At 56.3% G+C, this 19,614-nt stretch carries 19 protein-coding genes; 12 read left to right on the top strand and 7 right to left on the bottom strand.

The window, feature by feature from the left end; all coding sequences use genetic code 11:
- Positions 1-22 precede the first annotated feature (22 nt).
- The 3 genes from KCG39_RS01150 to KCG39_RS01140 all read left to right on the top strand — a co-directional run bounded on the left by KCG39_RS01150 (position 23) and on the right by KCG39_RS01140 (position 3,614).
- The gene (locus tag KCG39_RS01150; RefSeq protein ID WP_004131107.1) at positions 23-1,162 is read left to right on the top strand and encodes an MFS transporter; all 1,140 of its coding nucleotides are present in this window, start codon (positions 23-25) and stop codon (positions 1,160-1,162) included.
- Complete coding sequence (locus KCG39_RS01145; protein WP_170100720.1) at positions 1,135-2,364, top strand: 8-amino-7-oxononanoate synthase family protein; 1,230 nt, start codon at positions 1,135-1,137, stop codon at positions 2,362-2,364. Before KCG39_RS01150 ends, KCG39_RS01145 begins: the two co-directional genes overlap by 28 nt.
- Positions 2,365-2,453: 89 nt before the next feature.
- Positions 2,454-3,614 (top strand): aromatic amino acid transport family protein, encoded by a 1,161-nt coding sequence (locus KCG39_RS01140; RefSeq protein WP_338033235.1) that lies wholly within the window; start codon positions 2,454-2,456, stop codon positions 3,612-3,614.
- Positions 3,615-3,765: 151 nt separating this feature from the next.
- Here the strand turns inward: KCG39_RS01140 and KCG39_RS01135 are convergent, their stop codons facing one another.
- A complete protein-coding gene (locus KCG39_RS01135; protein ID WP_004131104.1) occupies positions 3,766-4,380 on the bottom strand; it encodes a TetR/AcrR family transcriptional regulator in 615 nt (204 codons plus the stop codon).
- A 186-nt stretch (positions 4,381-4,566) separates the two neighbouring features.
- A complete protein-coding gene (locus tag KCG39_RS01130; protein WP_142467867.1) occupies positions 4,567-5,406 on the bottom strand; it encodes an AraC family transcriptional regulator in 840 nt (279 codons plus the stop codon).
- A gap of 199 nt (positions 5,407-5,605) precedes the next feature.
- Between KCG39_RS01130 and melA the strand changes: the two genes are divergently transcribed.
- Positions 5,606-6,913 (top strand): alpha-glucosidase/alpha-galactosidase, encoded by a 1,308-nt coding sequence (gene melA / locus KCG39_RS01125; RefSeq protein ID WP_142467754.1) that lies wholly within the window; start codon positions 5,606-5,608, stop codon positions 6,911-6,913.
- Between the two features lie 184 nt (positions 6,914-7,097).
- On the opposite strand, the gene KCG39_RS01120 is transcribed toward melA, so the two are convergent.
- Entirely contained in the window at positions 7,098-7,460 is a 363-nt protein-coding gene (locus tag KCG39_RS01120) for a RamA family antibiotic efflux transcriptional regulator (RefSeq protein WP_004131101.1), read from the bottom strand.
- A 100-nt stretch (positions 7,461-7,560) separates the two neighbouring features.
- The gene (locus KCG39_RS01115; RefSeq protein WP_142467755.1) at positions 7,561-8,157 is read right to left on the bottom strand and encodes a TetR/AcrR family transcriptional regulator C-terminal domain-containing protein; all 597 of its coding nucleotides are present in this window, start codon (positions 8,155-8,157) and stop codon (positions 7,561-7,563) included.
- 167 nt (positions 8,158-8,324) lie between these two features.
- Here KCG39_RS01115 and KCG39_RS01110 point away from each other — a divergent pair, with 167 nt between their 5' ends.
- Positions 8,325-9,761, top strand: a complete 1,437-nt coding sequence (locus KCG39_RS01110; RefSeq protein ID WP_087828870.1) for a DHA2 family efflux MFS transporter permease subunit — start codon at positions 8,325-8,327, stop codon at positions 9,759-9,761.
- A 164-nt stretch (positions 9,762-9,925) separates the two neighbouring features.
- Here the strand turns inward: KCG39_RS01110 and KCG39_RS01105 are convergent, their stop codons facing one another.
- Both KCG39_RS01105 and KCG39_RS01100 read right to left on the bottom strand, forming a co-directional pair.
- Complete coding sequence (locus KCG39_RS01105; protein ID WP_004131095.1) at positions 9,926-10,711, bottom strand: SDR family oxidoreductase; 786 nt, start codon at positions 10,709-10,711, stop codon at positions 9,926-9,928.
- A gap of 51 nt (positions 10,712-10,762) precedes the next feature.
- Positions 10,763-11,659 (bottom strand): GntR family transcriptional regulator, encoded by an 897-nt coding sequence (locus KCG39_RS01100; RefSeq protein ID WP_004131078.1) that lies wholly within the window; start codon positions 11,657-11,659, stop codon positions 10,763-10,765.
- A 191-nt stretch (positions 11,660-11,850) separates the two neighbouring features.
- Between KCG39_RS01100 and KCG39_RS01095 the strand changes: the two genes are divergently transcribed.
- From KCG39_RS01095 to KCG39_RS01065, 7 genes are read left to right on the top strand one after another with little or no spacing between them, the layout of a single operon-like run.
- A complete protein-coding gene (locus KCG39_RS01095) occupies positions 11,851-12,663 on the top strand; it encodes an ABC transporter substrate-binding protein (protein WP_004131076.1) in 813 nt (270 codons plus the stop codon).
- Between the two features lie 28 nt (positions 12,664-12,691).
- Positions 12,692-13,417: an amino acid ABC transporter permease gene (locus tag KCG39_RS01090; protein ID WP_142467756.1), complete on the top strand. Its 726-nt coding sequence runs from the start codon at positions 12,692-12,694 to the stop codon at positions 13,415-13,417.
- Complete coding sequence (locus tag KCG39_RS01085) at positions 13,414-14,154, top strand: amino acid ABC transporter ATP-binding protein (RefSeq protein WP_112165308.1); 741 nt, start codon at positions 13,414-13,416, stop codon at positions 14,152-14,154. The genes KCG39_RS01090 and KCG39_RS01085 overlap by 4 nt, the downstream gene beginning before the upstream one ends.
- A gap of 13 nt (positions 14,155-14,167) precedes the next feature.
- Entirely contained in the window at positions 14,168-15,343 is a 1,176-nt protein-coding gene (locus KCG39_RS01080; protein WP_142467757.1) for a M20 family metallopeptidase, read from the top strand.
- Positions 15,340-16,440 carry a mandelate racemase/muconate lactonizing enzyme family protein gene (locus KCG39_RS01075; RefSeq protein ID WP_142467758.1) on the top strand — a complete coding sequence of 367 codons (1,101 nt, stop codon included), beginning with the start codon at positions 15,340-15,342 and terminating at the stop codon, positions 16,438-16,440. The genes KCG39_RS01080 and KCG39_RS01075 overlap by 4 nt, the downstream gene beginning before the upstream one ends.
- Positions 16,427-17,596, top strand: a complete 1,170-nt coding sequence (locus KCG39_RS01070; protein WP_142445491.1) for a M24 family metallopeptidase — start codon at positions 16,427-16,429, stop codon at positions 17,594-17,596. The genes KCG39_RS01075 and KCG39_RS01070 overlap by 14 nt, the downstream gene beginning before the upstream one ends.
- A gap of 10 nt (positions 17,597-17,606) precedes the next feature.
- The gene (locus tag KCG39_RS01065) at positions 17,607-18,530 is read left to right on the top strand and encodes a dihydrodipicolinate synthase family protein (RefSeq protein WP_049123361.1); all 924 of its coding nucleotides are present in this window, start codon (positions 17,607-17,609) and stop codon (positions 18,528-18,530) included.
- Here KCG39_RS01065 and KCG39_RS01060 read toward each other — a convergent pair.
- Positions 18,514-19,611, bottom strand: coding sequence for a glutamine amidotransferase-related protein (locus KCG39_RS01060; RefSeq protein WP_142467759.1), 1,098 nt, complete (start codon positions 19,609-19,611; stop codon positions 18,514-18,516). The genes KCG39_RS01065 and KCG39_RS01060 overlap by 17 nt on opposite strands.
- Positions 19,612-19,614: the final 3 nt, after the last annotated feature.

Raw genomic sequence — 19,614 nt, 5'->3', positions numbered from 1 at the left:
AATATTAACCGAAGAGTTTAACATGCTCAGGATATACTTATACCTTATTCTCGCCGCATCGGTTTCCGCGCTGGCGACAGATATGATCGTGCCGGCGCTACCTCTGTTACAAAAAGCGTTCCACAGCGATTATTCATCTATTCAGTTAACCATTAGTGGTTTTCTGGTGATATACGCCTGTAGCCAATTATTATCAGGGTTTATCGGCGAAAAGCTGGGTAAATTACGCGTGCTGACGGCCAGCTTTTTGCTTTTCCTGGCGGGGAGCCTCCTCTGTTTTATGGCCGATAGTTTATCAATGCTGTTGGCCGGCAGAGCATTACAGGCCGTGGGCGCCGGGGCAGGACCGGTTCTGTCTAAAGCCATCGCCAAAGAGACGTTTTCTCCCCTGACGCTCAAGCGCGCCCTTTCCGATATTTCTTCCGCCAGCGCGGTGGTTCCGCTTATTGCGCCGCTGGCCGGCGCCGCAATCCTCGGCCATCTGAGCTGGAACCATATATTCCTCGTTATGGCCCTGTTTAGCGTCGTTACCCTCCTGCTGTCTCCGCGCCGCCTTGGGCATCGCGATAGCGCTGCGGCGCCCTCTTCTTCCGGGTTTATCACGCCGGCATTTATCCAGGGAACGCTGCTGGTTTCGCTGATCCTGAGTTCGCTGTTTTGCTATATCTCGCTGTCGCCGGCCATTTTTATGCAGCAGCTTGGGCTGAGCACAATGCACTACTCGCTGCTGTTTTCCGCTTCCGTGTTGTTTTTTATTATTGGCAATCAGTTCTCAAAATTTGAGCGCATAAATAACCCCTGGATTTTGTTTATCATCAATGCGCTGGCGGTCACCCCATTTATTATCGGTAGCCACTCACTCATATTATGCATCGCTGGATCGATGATTTTTAATTTCAGCCTTGGTGCCTATTACCCGACCGCCAACTTTATCGCACTGCAAATCAAAGGTACTAAAACCGGTATTGCGGCATCGGTCACCGGTTTTATTCAAACAGTCTGCGCCGGCGCCATCAGCTATTTCGCTGTAAAACTCACAGACACCGGCCTGGGGTTTGACAGAACCCTCGGCACGAGCACGTTAACGCTGGCAATTTTATCTCTTCTGGTAGTCACGACAATGAAGGTAACGCAATGGAAAACTGGCAAAAAAGGAAAATAGATAGATCGCTAAAATATCAAACCAGGGTGTTCTCTGAACATATTAATGAACTGGTGGTAGCCAAAAGGGATGGCAAGGTCATTACCCTCGACGATGGCAGAAAAATGGTGGAGTTTGTCTCATGCTCCTATCTTGGGCTGGAGACTCATCCGGCGCTGAAAATAGCGGTTATCGACGCGATTGAGCGTTTTGGCGTGCAGGTTTCCGTCGCCAGAACGCGGGTAAAAGTCGATCTGTTCCCGCAGCTGGAAGCGCGACTGAATCAAATCATGCATGGGGCTCATACCCTGACGTTCAACGCGGTGACGCCCTGCCATATCGCGGTATTACCGCTGCTGGCGTCCGGGACGCTGCCGCATTTTACGTTCAGTAAAAAACCCTATTTTATTATGGAGAAGACCGCCCACGCGACGCTGCAAATCAACCGTGGTCTTTTACAGCAGTTCGGGGACGTCGTCAGAATTGATTTCCAGGATACGCCGCGGATCGAAGAGGCCTTTCGCTATGCCGCCAGCCAGGGACTGACGCCGATATCGGTATCAGACAGCGTAGGCTCCATGGGCGGAGTCGCCCCGGTCGCGCAGATTGTCCGCCTGGCGCATCAGTATGACGGCTACGCATATATAGACGATGCGCATGGCACCTCTATCTACGGGGACTACGGTTCGGGATATGTGATGGCATGCCTAGGCCATCGGCTTGACGAGCGTATTATTATCGCCGGATCGCTGTCTAAAGCTTTTGGCTCGCACGGCGGATTTATCGCCTGTCACGCCGCAGAGACCATCAATTTTATTAAGACCTATGGCACAACCTACGCCTTTGGCGGACCGCCGTCATTGCCAGGGATTGCCGCCTGCGTAGCCGCCGCCGACCTCCACCTGGACGGCACCGTCGCTGCCCGCCAGGAGAAGTTACAGAATGTCATTCGCTATTTTGACGAAGTTTTCGGCAAGACCGAAATCGTAAACCGGGGTACCACGATGCCGATTCGGGGGATCCTGATTGGTAACGAAGATCTCGCCATCACGATGTGCAAAAAGCTGCACGATCGCGGCTTCGCGACGACCGTGGCGATGTATCCGACCGTTGAAGAAGGGCACGCCATTTTGCGCTGCGCTTTATCAGCTCTCCACGAGAGCGGGCAAATCGACGACTTCTATCGAAACTTCAGAGAATCACTGGCTGAAGCCACGAAATAAATAGCTGCTGCCGGCCTGCTTCGTCAGGCCGCTTACGGACACTCATTCATATGAAAGGAACAGGGTTCCCTCTGCGCGGAACGTCTCTCATGGTGGCGACCATTATCGGCGGCGGCATGTTCGCGTTGCCGATCGCGTTCGTCCACGTATGGTTTTTAAAAGGCCTGCTGATCCTCTCGGCAACGGGCATATTGATGCTGATGACGGGGCTAATCCTCGTTGACATCACGATGCGATTTCCTCCCGGCGCCAGCTTTCATACTTTCACCAGCGCGCTGCTCGGCCCCGCCGCCAGCGTTATCATCGGGGTAGCCTTCTGCTTTGTGCTCTACCTACTGACCTACGCGTACATCTCAGGCGCCGCGTCAATATTGCGCGATCTCTTACCGCCCGATGCCAGGGGCCGCAGCTGGCTGCCGATAATACTGCTGTCGCTGACGACCTCGGCGATCCTGTGGGCAGGCGGCAGATTACCCGGCTATATCCTCTCCGGCCTTATCGCCGCCAAGTTCACCCTGTTTTTTCTGCTGTTCGCCGGTGCCGCGGGTGGCGTAAAGCCGCTCAGATTGTTCGACATCTCCGCCAGCACGCCGCTCGGGTATTACCTGCCGATCGTGCCGGTCTGTATTATCGCTTTTGGCTTTCATGGCAGCGTGCCCTCCCTGAGCAGAATGTACAGACGGGATAATCATCGCGCGGTTACCCGCTCTCTCTATTACGGCTTTGCGGTTTCACTGATCGTCTACGCTTTCTGGCTGACGCTGACCATGGGCGCGCTCACGCCTCAGGCGATCCAGCATGTCAGCGACCAGGGCGGGAACATCGGGGCCTTCATTACCGCCCTTAATATCCACCAGACCACCTCGGCGACCCGCCTGACGCTGGTCTCCTTTGGGAGTATTGCCGTTTTAGCCTCACTGATGTCGGCCTCAATCGGCTTGAGTGATTATCTTGAGGATATACTGAATAAAATCAGCCGCCGGGGATCGCGCCCGCTGGCAATATTTCTGACCTATTTCCCTCCTGCTCTGGCCTGTATTTTCGCCCCACAAGGATTTTTATCTGCTCTCGCCTTTGCCGGCATTTCACTGGTGCTATGGAGTATATTATTGCCGCCTTATTTACTCATTAAGGCCAGGCGCTCCGCCCTGCCGCCGGTATATATTTTCCCGGCCAGCAATGTCCTTCTGAAAATGATGATTATCGTCGGCGCCCTACTCTGGCTACTGATGATTTACGCTTTTCTTTAGTAGATATGCATCGCAAGGTCAGTAAAAAATGCTTCAGCTGGGCCATCAAATCCCGGCACAGACGACAAGCGGCAAAAAGCCTGAGCATGGGAAACGCTTAATCAGCTCCCGCATACTCAGACCAGTGACCAAAAAAAAGAGCGGTTATCATTCAGGGGGCCAGGCTTCTTAGAATCAACGAGGAGAGAATGACCGCTGCCGTCGGCGCCGCTTCAAGGTTAAACTGCAGCTGAACAGGGTTAATGAAGGGGCACATCACCATGTATATCGCATAGGTTGCCTCGTCAAGAGGGGTTTTCCTCTCGAACTCGCCGGCCTGCCTGCCTTCGACAACAATGCTTTCAATCAGCTTTAACAGGCGTTCCGCATACCTTTCCGTTGATGGCCACTTCTCCCGGGAGGCGACGGCGGCAATGTCATAGAGCTTACGATCGTGGAAAAACAGTTCGCTTCCCGCTTCGGTGAGCGCGCGAAACAGGCGGCGTAATTTTTCGCTGGCTGATGGCGCATCCGCCACCGCTGCAAGTACCGCCGTCATGATCGTCTCCAGGCGGTTAGCGCAGATCACTTCGCCGATAGCCTGTTTGGAATCGAAAAACTTATAGATGTAGGCCTTTGAAAAACCGATAGATTTAGCCAATTCCGCTACGGTGGTTTTTTCGTAGCCGTAATGCCCGAAATGCTCAAATGCGGCGTTGACGATTTGCTCCCGGACGCTGTGATCGAGCGGGCCACGTGCTGATGGTACGTTCATTTTTTTAGTCATTCTGTTAGCTTAACGCGGTGGTCTTTGATTGACAAATAGTGACCATTTTATCATTCAGCCACAATTTCGCTTGATGCAAGGTCATATAAAATTGTATCAGACAAAATCGTCCGCCAACAAAAGCATCGGCTCCCCCCGATAAAACTTTATTTCAACCACACCACAGAGGTAAATAAGCGGTAAACGTCACGTCGCCGGCTGCTGTTCAGAAAGGTATTTTTGCCGCCATTTAGCCGGAGATACGCCGTGCATTTTCTTAAAAGCCTTAGAAAAATGCAGCTGATTTTCATAGCCTACGGAAATACCCACAACTTTAATCGCCGTATTGCTGTTTTTGAGAAGGCTGACGGCGATGCTCATACGAAAATTGAGCAAATACTCCTTGGGACCTATACCGTAGGCGCTTTTGAACAACCGGCAAAGGTAGCTACGGTTGATATTGCAGTATGCGGCCAGGCTCTCAACGGTCAGAGGTTCGTGGTAGCGATTTTCAATTTTTTTGATCGCCTTTTGCAGGTGTCTGGTCTTGTCATCACGGAGAGGAGCCCGGTGATCATGCGTATTGCTGATTAAGGTCGAAAAGAAGAGATAGCACAGCCCCTGCACCTTCAGCCGGTGTTCATCGCCATGTTCGATAATGTGCCGCAGGTAGCCGAGGGCGCTGAGGTTGTCATTATTCAGATTGGGTCGGTAAATTGGCGATTGCCGGCTCAGATGGCACTCCGCGAAAATTCTGGCGGCGATCAGCCCATCGACCTCAAGCCACATATAATGCCAGGGATCTTTTTTATCCGCGCAGTAGGTGGTCACATCATGGGGGTGGATCAGAAACCCCTCCCCCGCGACGACAGGAAAAGCGCCGGATTCACTGTAAAAGGTGCCGGTTCCACTTATCACATAATGAAATAGATAATGCTGACGGACAGCGGGGCCATAACGGTGCCCCTTATGACAACTCTCCTCGCCGTACTGGTACAAGTTCAATTCGATATTGTCGGTATGATTGAGGGTAAAAGTCCTGTGCATCAGTAACTCGCGATTTTTTCCCCTCACATTATCAGAGATAACGCCAGTAAAGTCCCCCGATTCAGTCAGATTCAGAGCTGGCTCACACTTTCTTTGCGACATCATTTTTCGCCATAGCAATATCACATTTAGCCATATTTCCGGGTCACGCCGCAGCGTACAGTCTGCCTGACGAAAACAGCAGGAACGGAGAAATACCATGATTAAAGTGACATTTATGGGCGCGGGCAGCACCATTTTCGCCAGAAACGTACTCGGGGACATTATGGCGACCCCGACGCTGAAGGAGGTGGAGATTGCACTGTACGACATCGACGGCGCGCGTCTCAATGAATCACTCGCCATGTTGAACAATATCAACAGCAATACCAATGCGGGCAGAGCGAAGATCGCCGCTTACCTTGGCGTTGAGAATCGCCGCGCGGCATTGAAAAACGCCCATTACGTGGTGAATGCCATCCAGGTCGGCGGCTACGACCCTTGCACCATTACCGACTTCACTATCGCGAGAAAATATGGTCTCCGGCAGACGATTGCCGATACCCTGGGAATTGGCGGTATCTTCCGCGCACTGCGCACCATACCCGTAATGTTTGATTTCGCGCGGGATATCGAAGCCGTCTGCCCGAACGCCTGGTTTCTGAACTACACCAATCCTATGGCCACGATAACCGGCGCTATGCTGCGTCATACGGAGGTGAAAACGGTCGGACTTTGCCACAGCGTTCAGGTCTGCGCTGAAACGCTGTTGAAAAGCGTGGATATGCCAACCGACGACGTGCAATTTCATATCGCGGGTATCAACCACATGGCCTGGCTGCTGGACATTCGCCGCCACGGCGAGGATCTGTACCCGGAAATTAAGCGCCGGGCCAGCGCCCTGCAGGGCAAGCATGATGATATGGTGCGCCATGAAATCATGAAAACTTTCGGCTATTACGTCACCGAATCGTCAGAGCACAACGCCGAATACATGCCTTACTGGATCAAACGCAACTACCCGGAACTGATTGAACGATTCAATATTCCGCTGGATGAATATCCGCGCCGGTGTATTGAGCAGATTGAACAATGGCAGCAGCAGAAAGTGGCGCTGACCCATGACACCAGCCTGACCCATAGCCGTACCCATGAATACGCGTCTTATATCATCGAAGCGATGGAAACCGATCGGCCCTATAAAATTGGCGGTAACGTGCTCAACACCGGTTTGATCACTAACTTACCTTCCGAGGCCTGTGTCGAAGTCCCTTGTCTGGTGGATGGCCAGGGCGTCACGCCATGCTACGTCGGCAACTTGCCTGAGCAACTGGCGGCGCTGAACCGTACCAACATCAATACCCAACTGTTGACCGTCGAGGCGGCGGTTACGCGCAAGCGCGAAGCTATCTATCATGCCGCTCTGCTCGACCCGCACACTTCCGCCGAACTGTCGATCGATGACACCCGCAAGCTGTGCGACGAATTGATTGACGCGCATGGCGACTGGCTTCCCACCTACCATTAATCGCCCTGCTGACCAAATACCTCCTGATAACTCACAAGGCGCGGCTTTTTCCGCGCCGTTCCCCATGGTTACCCAAAGAACAGGAGGTTTTGTATTTTCGGCGCTGTCTGCTTTTCTATTTATTGATAAATCTCTTCGCATCGAGTTATCTGCGGCGGCTTGGCCAGGGCTATCGGAAAGGAGATTAAAATTCAGCTTTGCCCGGTACGTAATAGGTTGTTTTGTTTTTCTTGCGATATTCACCGGGCGGCAAATGGAAATGCCGGGTAAATAATCGGGTGAAAGTTTGCTGCGAGTCATAGCCGTAGCGCAAACCAATACTGTAAATATTCTCATCGGTCTCGCGTAAATCTCGGGCAGCTGAATCCAGCTTTTTATTACGAATGTAGCGCCCCAGGCTCTCTCCTTTATATTGCAGGAACAAACGCTGCAGATACCATTTTGAATAGCCTGAGTAGTGAGCTATCTGTTCTATACGCAGTGGTTTATGTAAGTTATCGTCGATCCAATCAATGATAACGGCGATCACGGATTCAGAAATAAACATGGGGTCTCCTCCTTATGCATTCTCCCGGTATTATCAAGGTGGTTCTGTGGTAATTTTTGCTAAAGCCTCTGATGCTAATCGTGTTGTAATAAGCACAATATTAAGCTGATGGCATTGATAATCCTTTAATTATCAAAGACAGACCATACTCAAAAGCGGTATCCGAATGTGGCTTGACCAACGATTCGATATGGGAAATTTCTGCCGGTATTTTTGATAACTTTTTATTATCATTACCGTACGTTCGCGACTGTTCCTCTAATACGCACCCCAAAGTATATTCGCTAATCGCAAGTAATATCATTGCGGCTTCAGCCTCACTGAAACCGGCTCGGACAAGATAAACCAGCTTTGGATAAAAGGTTTCTCCTCCCACCCGGGTCGGCGATGTGCCTGCATGTAACAGAGCGCCGTCCCGATGGGCGAGCAGAGCGCGGCGGAAACTACGTGCGTTATCCGCCAGCCAACTTGTCCATTCCGAAGTTTCTTCGGGCACAGCTAGCGCATGGTGTTTGGCTAAAACAGCTGAAGCCATTTCTTCCAGCAAATTGGCCTTGTTTTTGAAATGCCAGTACAACGTCGCGGATTCCACGCCCAGTTTTTGTGCCAGTTTACGGGTCGTCAACGCTTCCAGACCGACTTCATCCAAGAGAGCTAATGCTGCCTCAATCACCTGATCTCGTTGAATTTTCGCCATGATATTGATCCTGTTGTTAATCCATTTACCCGTGCCAGCGGCCTGTGAAGAGACATTTTGTCTGACCCCGGCGCCTGACGGAAACTTTAATGCAAATTACTCTATCAATGATAGATAAATTGATCAATGATAGATTTCTTCGCTTATCGTCTGTTAGGGGGCTTTTTATGAATATCCATCAAGACAAGCTGGTCAAGGAAACAACCCATCCGCGACCGACAAATGCCATACCGCCAGTGTTGTGGATGCAGGCAGCCATTATCACGCTGGGAGCTTTTTCCACCATGCTTTCATCAACGATGCTCAGCGCGGCGCTGCCCGCCATGGCCATCGGCCTGGGGGTGCCGGACTCGGCAATACAATGGATAGCAACAGCGTATCTTATGGCCCTTGCGGCAGGCGTTCCGCTGAGCGCCTGGGCCGTCAGACGCTTTGGCGCTACGCAGCTTTGGCTCTATGGGCTGATGTTATTTGCGATCTTCTCGGCAGTTTGCGCCCTTTCCCCACGTTTCGAGGTGCTGCTTGCCGCAAGGATAATGCAAGGTCTGGCAGGCGGATTACTCGTACCAGCGGGGCAAACTATTCTTGGTCTGGTCGTCGGACGCGAACGCCTGGGGCGGGTCATTGGCACGATTGGCGTCGCCATCGTCATTGCCCCCTTATTGGGGACATCGCTTGGCGCACTCCTGCTTGAAAGCTGCGGATGGCGAGGGTTATTTTGGATCACCGTGCCCTTCTGCCTGTGTGCCTATCTTGCCGGATGGAAGTTGCTTCCCCGTCCGACCATAAAAAATGACAGGCCTCTCTCGTTGGACTGGCTGGGGCTGGCGCTGGTCTTTTGCAGCCTGCCGATACTGATGGAAGGCATGAAAGAGCTCAGCCTGAATAGCGGCAAATATGGCTGGAACGCCATCATGCTCAGCGTGGGCGCCCTGTTCACCTGCTTGTTTATTTATCGCTCTTTGCGCATTGAATCCCCCTTACTTCATCTCGGGCTTTTCAAACATCGGGGCTTCGCTCTATCTGCCATATTGATGACTATCGGCGGCGCGGTGAATTTTGGCGGGCAGTTCCTGCTTCCTTTATATTTCCGCGACGTTTGCCATAAAACACTGGCTGAAGTGGGCTTGCTTCTTACTCCTCAGTTAATCGGTTCGGCGATAGGATTTCCGGTGGCAGGCTACTTTTCTGATAAGTTGGGGCCACGCGCGGTGCTGATCGTGGGCGGCTTACTCGCGGCATTTGCCACCCTGCCGCTGGGGATGATTGATGCGGAGAGTCACTATACGCTTGTGGGTGGCGCAATCGCCGTCAGAGGGTTCGGTTTAGCCCTGGCGACGGTACCCGCTATGGCAGCGGGCATGGCGATGGCTGGCAGCCGTCATGTCGCTGATGCCGCGCCTATTCTTAACATCCTCCAGCGTATTGGCGCGATGGCGGGAACGGCATTGATTACCGCGAGCTACCTCCAATTCGCTCCGACTAATGGGAGCTTAACCGCTTTTCACCACGCCGGATGGATACTTACCGCTGGGGCCGTACTGCTCGCGCTTTGCGCATTTTTTATGGTGAATCATTCCGCTTTAACAACGCAGGAAGAATAAAAGTTTAATCAGAAAATTTATCGTATTCAGACCCGATCCCAACACCTGCGGGTTAAATTTGTAGAGATGGACTTCGTTGCCTGCAAAATAAACAATTCGGAGCGGCTGATAAGCCGTCATGCCGGTCCGCTGCGAAACCGACCGGCATGACGCATTCTCCGTGACTAAATCGCGCCGATCAATCCGCCATCAACCCGAATCACCGCCCCGGTAATGTAGCTGGCAGGCTGGCTTGCCAGAAACGCAGCGGCGGCGCCGTACTCCTGCGGTTCACCGTAGCGCCCGGCCGGAATGCTCATACGACTCTTTTCGGCGACCGCTTCCGCACTGCTGTTTTCCCGTTGCGCCCTGAGTGCGTCCAGCTGCCCCACGCGGTCGGTGGCGATGCGCCCAGGCACCATCACATTCACCGTCACGCCGTCGCCAGCCACTTCACTGGCGAGAGTTTTCGACCAGCCGAGCAGGCTCATGCGCAGCGCGTTCGACAGGGCGAGGCCAGGAATGGGGGTAATCACGCCGGATGACGTGGTGGTAATAATGCGTCCCCAGCCGCGGCTGCGCATGGCGGGCAGGAGTTTATCGGTGAGCTGAATCAACGAGGCGACCATCACTGAAAACTGCTGTTGCCAGACTGCGCCACCTGTCCCCTGCGCCGATGCGGGCGGCGGGCCACCGGAATTATTGACCAGAATATCGATATCGCCCCACTGCTGGCGAATATCGGCAATCACCGTATCGAACCGCTCCGGGGCGGCCAGATCCAAAGGCCAGGCGCGGGCAGTGCCGCCCGTCTGGGTAATACGCTCCACCGTTTGCGCCAGTTTATCAGCATTGCGGCCGGTGACCGCCACTCTCACGCCTTCCTGCGCCAGCGAAAGGGCAATAGCCTGCCCAAGTCCGCTTCCGGCCCCGCACACCAGCGCCACTCGTTGTTGTATCTGCAAATCCATAAATGCTCCTGATTGTATTTTCAGAAGCAATATGTGCAAGAGCGATGCCAGCTATGCGCGACCGTTTTTGACATTGACCTGGTCAAACGCGTATTGCAGGTGTTTTCTCATCAATTCCGCCGCCTGTTCCTGCTTGTTCTCTCGCAGGGCATCGATGATAGCAACGTGCTCTTCGCACCACTCTTTTACGCGGCGCTTATTGTGATAGCTGCCAAATTCCAGCAAACGGCGCAGCCGGTTTTGTTGCTGGATAGCCTGTAGCACAAACAGATTGCCGCTGGCTTCCGCCAGCAACTCGTGGAATGCAGCGTCGGTTTCGAAAATCTCTTTTGCCGGAACCTGCGTAATGTCCGGGTGGGTGATAAGGCGCAGATGCTGGGCGCGCAGACGTTTAAGCATCTGCCTGTCAACATGCAGGTTAGGTGTCAGCAGCGCCGTCGGTTCAATCATCAGGCGAAAACCGTAGCTGTTGCGCAGGGCGACATCAGAGTTGAGGGTTTGCAGGAAGCGCCAGCCGTGCCCCGCATTACGCGCAATCAGACCATCCTCCGATAGCTTCACCAGTGTACGGGTCAGCACACCGCGATCGACTTCATAGCGCTGGCTGATTTCAGTCTGGGTAAACGATTCCGGCAGCACGCCCGCAATACGGTCATGGACCAGCTGTTCGTAGAGCTTCTGGTCATTGCTCTTGGACTGCTCAATCTCCAGCAGCTCCAGCTCATTGCTGCGTTTAAGCAGGAAAAATCCCTGGTTTGGACGCGCTTCAACCGCCCCCATTCGGGTCAGTTCTTTTAACCCGGCGCGCACCGGCGTACGCGAAACCCCCAGTGCATCGGCAAGATGTTGCTCGCGTAAATGATGACCTGGATCGAATTTTGCTTCAGATATCAGGTCGAGTATTTGCCGGGCTATCCGGCGACTGCTCGCAGTGGAGTCAGGCTGCATGGAGAACGCTTCCCTGAAATGCATTGTTGTGGTCGATATATACAATATCATGCACAACAAATTGCAGCAAAACAAAGCAAGGACTGCACGATTAACGTGCAATATGCACCAGGATGAGACGCTTTCTTCACATGTACAATTGTATTTATTGACACATTAAATTCAATTTAGACCTTAACCAGGAGACGACTATGTCCAGCAATTCTTTACTGTTTCGCCACGTGCGTACCTTGATGTTCGCGCTGACCGCCCTCCCGCTGGTGGGCCATGCTGCGGTGGAAACCATCGCCCCGGGCAAGTTGACCTACGGCACGGCGGCGACGTTTATGCCTTTTGAATTTGTGAAAGAGGGCAAGCTCACCGGCTTCGATATCGACCTGATTAACGCGCTAAGCAAAGAGATCCGGCTGACGCCTGCGCCGATGCCGATGGAGTTCAAAGGGCTTATCCCAGCACTGCAAGGGAAACGCCTCGATATCATCAACTCCGCCATGTACGTCAACCCGACCCGTGCCGCGCAGGTCGACTTCGTGCCCTACCTGAAGATCGGCAGCCGCGTGGTGGTGAGCAAAGGTAATCCGGCAAAAATCACCGGACGCGACCTGAGCCTCTGCGGTAAAAATATCGCCGTAACGCTCGGGGGGATCGAAGAGAGCCAGGCCCGGGCAGACAACCAGCGCTGTCTGGACGCCAAAAAACCGGCCATTAACGTCATGACCTTCCCCGCCGCTACCGACTCCGCCGTTGCCGTCTCCCAGGGCCGCGCCGATGCTGAATTCCTCTCCACGCCGGGGACCGTCGCCCTGCTAACCGAAAAAGCGGGCATGTTCGAAGCGGTTGGCGATGAGTTCGAGGCAGATACCCACATCGCGTTTGCCGTGCGTAAAGGCGATAGCGAAACCCAGGCTCTGCTGGAAAAAGGTCTCCAGGGCCTCGTCAAAAATGGCACCTACAAGCAACTGATACAGAAATGGAACTTCCCTGATTCCGTTGCTCTTTTCTAACCCGTCTCGCCATTAACCGGAGAACGCTATGTCGATCGAACTTATGTGGCAGTACCTCCTCTCACCCGAGTTTATTCAGGGTGCCTGGATGACGCTACTGATTACCCTCTGCTCACTGTTGTGTGGCGTGGTGCTGGGCCTGGTGTTGGCGCTATTGCAGGAAGCGCCGTTTCGCGCCGGGAAAGGGCTGGCCTTTTTCTACCTGTGGCTGTTTCGCGGGACGCCGGTGCTGTTCCAGATAATCTTTGTCTACAACGTGCTGCCAGGCTTCGGCTTACGCTTCTCCGCATTTACCTGCGCAGTGCTGGCGCTTTCGCTTAATGAAGGCGCCTACATGGCGGAAATTCTGCGCTCTGGCCTGCAGGCCGTAAAAAGCGGCCAGCGCACCGCCGGCATGGCGCTCGGTATGACCAACGGGCAGATCATGCGAAAAATCGTGCTGCCTCAGGCCGCACGCATCGTTCTGCCACCGATGGGTAACCAGATGATCAGCATGCTGAAATCGAGCGCGCTGGTCTCGGTTATCGCTGTTCAGGAACTGCTGCTGGTCGCCAACCAGACCGCCAGCGCCAGCTTCCGCTACTTCGAAGCGCTATGCGCCGCAGGCATCTATTACCTGCTGCTCACCAGCCTGTTTATGGTCTTCCAGTCGTGGCTGGAAAGCGTGCTGGATCCCAAACAGCGCCGCAGCAAAAGCCAGAAGCGGCTGAACCGCCTGTTTAAATTACCAAAACCCGCCCGGGAGGAACCATGAGCGAGAAACCGCTGCTGGAGATGATCGGCATTGATAAGACTTTTGGCCGCCAGACCGTGCTCAAGAACTGCTCACTTGAGGTGCAGCGCGGGGAAACCGTGGTACTGATTGGGCCATCGGGCTCGGGGAAATCCACCCTGCTACGCTGCGTCAACATGCTCTCCCCTGCCGACGGCGGCGACGTGTTCTTCGCCAGCCAGCACATCAGCCGCGGCGAAGTGCCGGTGCACAAACTGCGGCAGCGTATTGGCATGGTGTTCCAGAACTACGAGCTGTTCTCGCACCTGACGGCGGCGGAAAACATCATGCTGGCCCCGATGACGGTGCTGGGGATGAACCGCATTGATGCCCGCACGCTGGCGGACAACCTGTTGGCGAAGGTGCGCATCAACGAACGCGCGGACCACTTTCCGGACGAGCTCTCCGGCGGCCAGCAGCAACGCGTGGCAATTGCCCGAGCCCTGGCGATGAAGCCCGAGCTGATGCTCTACGACGAACCCACGTCAGCCCTCGACCCGGAGATGATCCGCGAGGTGCTGGAAGTGATGGCAGAGCTCAGCGCAGAAGGAATGACCAGCATGGTGGTGACCCATGAAATGGGCTTCGCCCGCCGGGCCGCTAACAACATTCTTTTTATGGAAAACGGCGAAATTATCGATCGCGCCAGCACCAGCGATTTCTTCGCCGGCCACGTCAGCGACCGCGCGCAGCGCTTCCTGACGCAAATATTACATTAACCACGGAGTTCCTATGTCCAGTTACCAGGTTGACAGCGCGCGTATGAAAAAAGACTTAGCGACGCTGGTTGCCATCAATACGGAGAATCCGCCGGGCCATGAGCGTGAAGCCGCCGAATGTCTGGAAGGCTGGCTGCTGACCGCCGGATTCGACCTCTCCTTTAGCGAATACGCGCCGGGGCGGACCAACGTTATCGCCGTCCTGCACAATGGACCGGGGCCGTGCTTCGCCTTTAACACCCATATCGACACCGTTCCGGCGGGCAGCGGCTGGACCAGCGATTCCTTCACGCTCGCCGAGCGCGATGGGCGCCTGTACGGGCGCGGCGCCTGCGATGCCAAAGGCCCGCTGGTGGCGATGGTTGAAGCCCTGCGTTTGCTGGCCGCCAACCGTCAGCGCTGGTCCGGCACGCTGATGGGCGTGTTCACCGCCGATGAAGAGGTCGCCAGCGAAGGGGCGAAATTCTACGTACGTGATAACCCTCCGGCGATTGATTTCGCGGTGATTGGCGAGCCGACATCGAATGCGACCTTCTCCGCTCACAAAGGCAGCTTGCGTCCTCGCGTGCGGGTAAAAGGCGTCACCGCGCACTCCGGCACGCCGGAGCTGGGGGTTAACGCCATTTACCAGTCCGCGCGCCTTTTAGGGCTGATTGAAGAGGCCCACCACCAGCAGGTGCGTTGCCGCTGCCACGATCTGGTCGGTAACGCCAGCCTGACGGTGACCCGCATCCACGGCGGGCATGCGGACAACGTGGTGCCCGACAGCTGTGAGCTACTGCTTGACCGCCGCATGGTCCCGGGTGAAGACGAAGAGGTCGTCAAGGCCGAACTGCAACAGCTACTCGACCACGCGTACGCTCATGCGGGCGTGGAAGCCGAAATTATCGCCTGGCAGCCCACCACCGGTGGCGCGACGCAAACCGACAGCAGCGAAGCCATTGTCGAGCAAAGCCTTGCCGCCTGCCGCCGTCACGGACAGAGCGAGCCTGGCCCGTTTGGTTTTCAGGGCGGCTGCGATCTGGTGCATTTCCGTTCGCTGGGCGCAAAGGGCGTGGTCATTGGCCCCGGCTCGCTGGCCGTGGCGCACAAGCCCGATGAATTCGTCCCCGTCGATGAGTTTATCGCCGCGGCAGATATCTATCTCGATATTGCGCTCGCCATGCTGCCGCCGGAGCCCGGTTTATGAAAGCGCAGCTCTTTCGGGGAGAGCTGCATTATACCGGTGTGACGCTGCATACCGCCGCCTCTGGCCCGGTGACGGCGCTCGACACGGTCTGGCTGCGTCTGGAAGACCAGGGCGTGACGGGGGTTGGCGAAGTACGGCTCAATATTCGCTACCTGCATGGCTATAGCGAAGAGCAGGTGCTGAACAACCTGCTTCAAATCCTCAGCCGTTGGGACTGGCACCGGCAGCCCGCGGCGCTACTTGCCGCGCTGGATGATGAGGACCACACGCTGCTGCCGCCGTCACGCATGGTGCTGGATATGGCATTGCACGATCTGCTGGCGCGTCAGGAGGGGGTAAGCGTTGCCGCCTGGCTTGGGGCGCAAGCGGGCCTGCCCGCCTGGCGCACCAATCAAACCCTGTTCTGGAGCAGCGAGTCGCGGATGCTGGAGCAGGCGCAGCGCTATGTCGATCGCGGTTTCACCGAGCTGAAGTTACGCACGGGCGTAGCGGATTTCGCCACCGACCTGGCCCGCCTGCAAAGGTTGCGTCTGCGGTTTGGCCAGCAGATTTCGCTGGCAATTGACGTCAACGGCCAGTGGTCGCTGGCGCAGGCTCACGCGGCGTTCCCTTATCTGCGCGAGCTGAATCTCAGCTATATCGAACAGCCGTTAAGCCCGGTATACGACAGCCAGCTTGCGGAACTGTACGGTTACGGCATCCCGATCATGCTCGACGAAAGCCTCAATAGCGACGCAGCCATCACCCGGCTGATTGCCGCCAAAGGCGCGCTATGGGGGCATCTCAAGCTGGTGAAATTGGGTGGCCTCGCTCCGACGCTTGTCGCCGCCAACCGTCTGCGGCTCGCCGACGTGCCGTTCATGATTGGTCAGATGAATGAAGGCCATGCCGCCACCGCCGCCGCGCTCCAGCTGTGCCGTGTGGTGCAACCGGCATTTGCCGAACTGTATGGCGCCGATGGATTAACCGACGATCCCGTCTGCGGGCTGGAATACCGCAATGGCATGGTCGCCGTTAACGACTCTCCCGGTCTGGGCGTGCAGTTCGATGCCGCGCGGGCCAACTTACTCCAGGAGTTTAACGATGCAAGATGTTAACAATGTGATTCAGGGCAGCGAGTCCGCCTTTCGCGCCGACGAATATGCGCAGCGCATTCGACGTACCCGCGAACGCTTAAGCCGCGCGGGCGTGGACGTGATGATCGTGACCGGACCGGAAAACATTTTCTGGCTTACCGGTCAGCAAACACCGGGCTATTACACCTTTCAGGCGCTGCTGCTGCCGGTAGAAGGGGATCCGGTCTTTGTGATTCGCCAGCTCGAATACTTTAACTTTATCGCCAACACCTTTATTTCAGACGCCGCCATCTACCAGGATGGCGATAACCCGGTGGATTTTCTGGTGGGCATGCTGCAACAGCGCGGCTGGCTCAATAAGCGCATTGGGCTGGATAAACGCGGCTGGTTCCTGCCGATTGCCGTCTATGAAGCCCTGCAGTCTAAGCTCGGCGCTATTGCCGATACGGCTGGCGTCATCGAACCGTTGCGCGCGGTGAAATCGGCTGCGGAGGTGGAAAAAATCGCCGCCGCGGCGCGCTATGTCGATGCGGGTATGCGCGCCGGAATGGCGGCGATTCGCAGCGGCGCAGACGAAAACGCGCTGGTCTCGGCGATGATGGGGGCCGCCATTGCCGCCGGTTCCGAGTATGTCGGCATGGAACCGCTGGTCTCGACCGGCCCGCGCAGCGGCGTGCCGCACGGCACATGGCGACGTCGGGTGATGCAGGATAACGACCCGGTCTTCCTGGAGATGTCCGCCGCCCACGATCGCTACCACGCCGCGATGATGCGCTCCGCCTGGCTGGGCCGGCCGCCCGCTATCGCCATCGAAATGGAAAAAGTTTGTCAGGAAGCCCTGCAGGCCGCCCTCGACGCCATTCGTCCGGGCGCCACCTGCGAAGCGCCGCACCTGGCCTGCCAGAAGGTGATCGACCGCGCCGGATTCACCGAAAACTTCAAAAAACGCACCGGTTACGCCATCGGTATCGCCTTCGCGCCGGACTGGGGCGAAGGCGGCATTCTCAGCCTGTACAGCGGCGTCACCACCGAGCTGCAGCCTGGCATGACCTTCCACATCCCGCCGGCCCTGCGTATCTACGGTCAATTCACCGTCGGCGTCAGCGAAACCGTGGTGGTGACTGAAACCGGATATCGCCAGCTGGGTTCCCTGGCTCGCCCATTAACACTGCTGTAAGGAAAGAAAGATGAAAGATATCAATGAGTGCCGTGAACGCCTGCGCGGTATTTTCAACATTACCGTCACCCCGTTCGACGCCAGCGGCGCGATCGACTACCCGGCGTTGCGTGAAAACATCGAACGCGTGATTGGTCTGGGCTATGACGGCCTGCTGATTGGCGGCACCTACGGCGAGTTCCCGGTAATGACCGTCGAAGAACGCCGCGAACTGTTTCATGAAGTGATGGCCTGCGTGGATGACCGCGTGGCGGTGATGCTATGCAGCGCCAGTTCCGATCCGCGCGACGCCCGCGAGCTGACCGTTCTGGCAAGCGAGCTGGGTGGCCTGCCGATGGTCACCGCGCCCTTTGTTAGCGAAATCACTGACGAACAGATCGTCAGCTACTTCAATGAGATGGCACCGTTATCTAAAACCGGCATTCTGGTGTACAACGCGCCGGGTATCGGCATTACCCTCTCCCCGGCGCTGCTGGAACGGCTGGCAGAGATCCCGAACGTGGTTGGCATCAAACAGGGCGATCTCAACCCTACCGCCATCGACCAGATTGCCAACCGCCTGCGCGGGCGTTTACGTTTATTCTGCGCCTCCGATCTGGCTTTCCTCGGGCCGATGATGGCCGGATTTGACGGCATCAGCACGACCAACAGCGGCGCGCTGCCGGAGCTGATCGTCAATACCTTCCGCGCCGTGGAACGGGGCGACGCCGCCACCGCCCGCGATTTGCATCAGCTGTGGTACGCGTATAGAGCGCTGGCGCGCAAACACGGTCAGCCGCAGCTGGTGAAAGCGGCGATGGCGCTGCGCGGCTTTAACGGCGGCACCGTACGCGCACCGTTAAAACCGATCGGCGACGCGGCGCTGGCAGAGCTGACCCGCGTCATGCAGGCGCTTGCCAGCGACCGTCGCAGCGGAGTTACGCTGGCGCGTTAAGCGCCGCCTGTAGGAAGGCGACGAACAGCGGATGGGCCGCATCCGGGCGGGACATCAGTTCCGGATGCCCCTGAACTCCGTGCCAGAACGGCAGCTCAGGCTGGGAAACGGCCTCTACTATACCGTCGCTTTGCGCGCTCACGCGGACCCCACCGGGAGACAGCGCTGGCAATAAGTCGGGGTTAAAGCAGTAGCGATGGTTGTAGTGCATTTCGCGGATATCGCCGGGGATAAGCCCCGAGGAAAAAGGAAAGACGCCGCAGCGGTGACGACCATCGGCAAAGGGAACAAAGCTGTGCAGAGACTCATGCGGAGCGACTTCTGCGGGAATGGCCGATTCGAAACCCGGGCTACGGCGCACGGCTGCGGTCATCATGCTCTGCATTCCCAGGCACAGCCCCAGCGTTGGCTGACCGCGGGTAAGCGTATCTTCCGCCACGCGAATTTGTCCGTTGACCGCCGCCATGGACGAACCGCCTGGCAGCACTACGCCCTGGAAGAGGTGAAGTTCGTGTAACCCAGCGGACAGACTGACCGGCGCGAAGAAATGGACATCAAGGTTCAGCCCCAGGGACGCCGCCGCATCGCCCAGTGAGCCGAGCGTGGCGGGATAGACCAGACGGTGGTCCGCCTCGCGGCCAATCAACGCGATGCGCAAGGACGCGCCGGCAAACGACGACACGCCGCTATCCCAGCGGCCATAGCGGTCGGCGGTGAGATCTAACAGCGTGTGTTGCCCGTCGCTTAGCGTCAGGCGATGGCGGCTGTCATCGCTGTAAAGCCGCTGGCCCGGCAGGTCGGCGATAAGCGACGCCTGCGAGGACGCCAGCACAATGACGACGTCTGATGACGGCAGGCGGGCGATATCGTGCACCTCTTCACGCAGCGTATCGCTGCGCCAGAGGCCGCTGGTCACGCAGTACCCTGCACGAATAACGTGCTGGTGGCTATCGGGCACATCCCCGGCGAAGTTGGGGCGAAGGCTCCATAGGGGCAACCCAAGACGATTAGCCCACAGGCTGGCGGTGATACCGTAGCGGGCGGGGGCGGAGCTGTTATCGAGAATATAGATCGGTGACACGGC

It is taken from the genome of Klebsiella pasteurii, from assembly GCF_018139045.1.
Lineage (GTDB): Bacteria > Pseudomonadota > Gammaproteobacteria > Enterobacterales > Enterobacteriaceae > Klebsiella > Klebsiella grimontii.
This window is presented reverse-complemented; position numbering and strand designations above follow the sequence as displayed.

Bases quoted from the DNA above. Each gene is read 5' to 3' on its own strand.
- KCG39_RS01150 (WP_004131107.1), top strand. From the start codon at position 23: ATGCTCAGGATATACTTATACCTTATTCTCGCCGCATCGGTTTCCGCG.
- KCG39_RS01145 (WP_170100720.1), top strand. From the start codon at position 1,135: ATGGAAAACTGGCAAAAAAGGAAAATAGATAGATCGCTAAAATATCAA.
- KCG39_RS01140 (WP_338033235.1), top strand. From the start codon at position 2,454: ATGGTGGCGACCATTATCGGCGGCGGCATGTTCGCGTTGCCGATCGCG.
- KCG39_RS01135 (WP_004131104.1), bottom strand. From the start codon at position 4,380: ATGACTAAAAAAATGAACGTACCATCAGCACGTGGCCCGCTCGATCAC.
- KCG39_RS01130 (WP_142467867.1), bottom strand. From the start codon at position 5,406: ATGCACAGGACTTTTACCCTCAATCATACCGACAATATCGAATTGAAC.
- melA (WP_142467754.1), top strand. From the start codon at position 5,606: ATGATTAAAGTGACATTTATGGGCGCGGGCAGCACCATTTTCGCCAGA.
- KCG39_RS01120 (WP_004131101.1), bottom strand. From the start codon at position 7,460: ATGTTTATTTCTGAATCCGTGATCGCCGTTATCATTGATTGGATCGAC.
- KCG39_RS01115 (WP_142467755.1), bottom strand. From the start codon at position 8,157: ATGGCGAAAATTCAACGAGATCAGGTGATTGAGGCAGCATTAGCTCTC.
- KCG39_RS01110 (WP_087828870.1), top strand. From the start codon at position 8,325: ATGAATATCCATCAAGACAAGCTGGTCAAGGAAACAACCCATCCGCGA.
- KCG39_RS01105 (WP_004131095.1), bottom strand. From the start codon at position 10,711: ATGGATTTGCAGATACAACAACGAGTGGCGCTGGTGTGCGGGGCCGGA.
- KCG39_RS01100 (WP_004131078.1), bottom strand. From the start codon at position 11,659: ATGCAGCCTGACTCCACTGCGAGCAGTCGCCGGATAGCCCGGCAAATA.
- KCG39_RS01095 (WP_004131076.1), top strand. From the start codon at position 11,851: ATGTCCAGCAATTCTTTACTGTTTCGCCACGTGCGTACCTTGATGTTC.
- KCG39_RS01090 (WP_142467756.1), top strand. From the start codon at position 12,692: ATGTCGATCGAACTTATGTGGCAGTACCTCCTCTCACCCGAGTTTATT.
- KCG39_RS01085 (WP_112165308.1), top strand. From the start codon at position 13,414: ATGAGCGAGAAACCGCTGCTGGAGATGATCGGCATTGATAAGACTTTT.
- KCG39_RS01080 (WP_142467757.1), top strand. From the start codon at position 14,168: ATGTCCAGTTACCAGGTTGACAGCGCGCGTATGAAAAAAGACTTAGCG.
- KCG39_RS01075 (WP_142467758.1), top strand. From the start codon at position 15,340: ATGAAAGCGCAGCTCTTTCGGGGAGAGCTGCATTATACCGGTGTGACG.
- KCG39_RS01070 (WP_142445491.1), top strand. From the start codon at position 16,427: ATGCAAGATGTTAACAATGTGATTCAGGGCAGCGAGTCCGCCTTTCGC.
- KCG39_RS01065 (WP_049123361.1), top strand. From the start codon at position 17,607: ATGAAAGATATCAATGAGTGCCGTGAACGCCTGCGCGGTATTTTCAAC.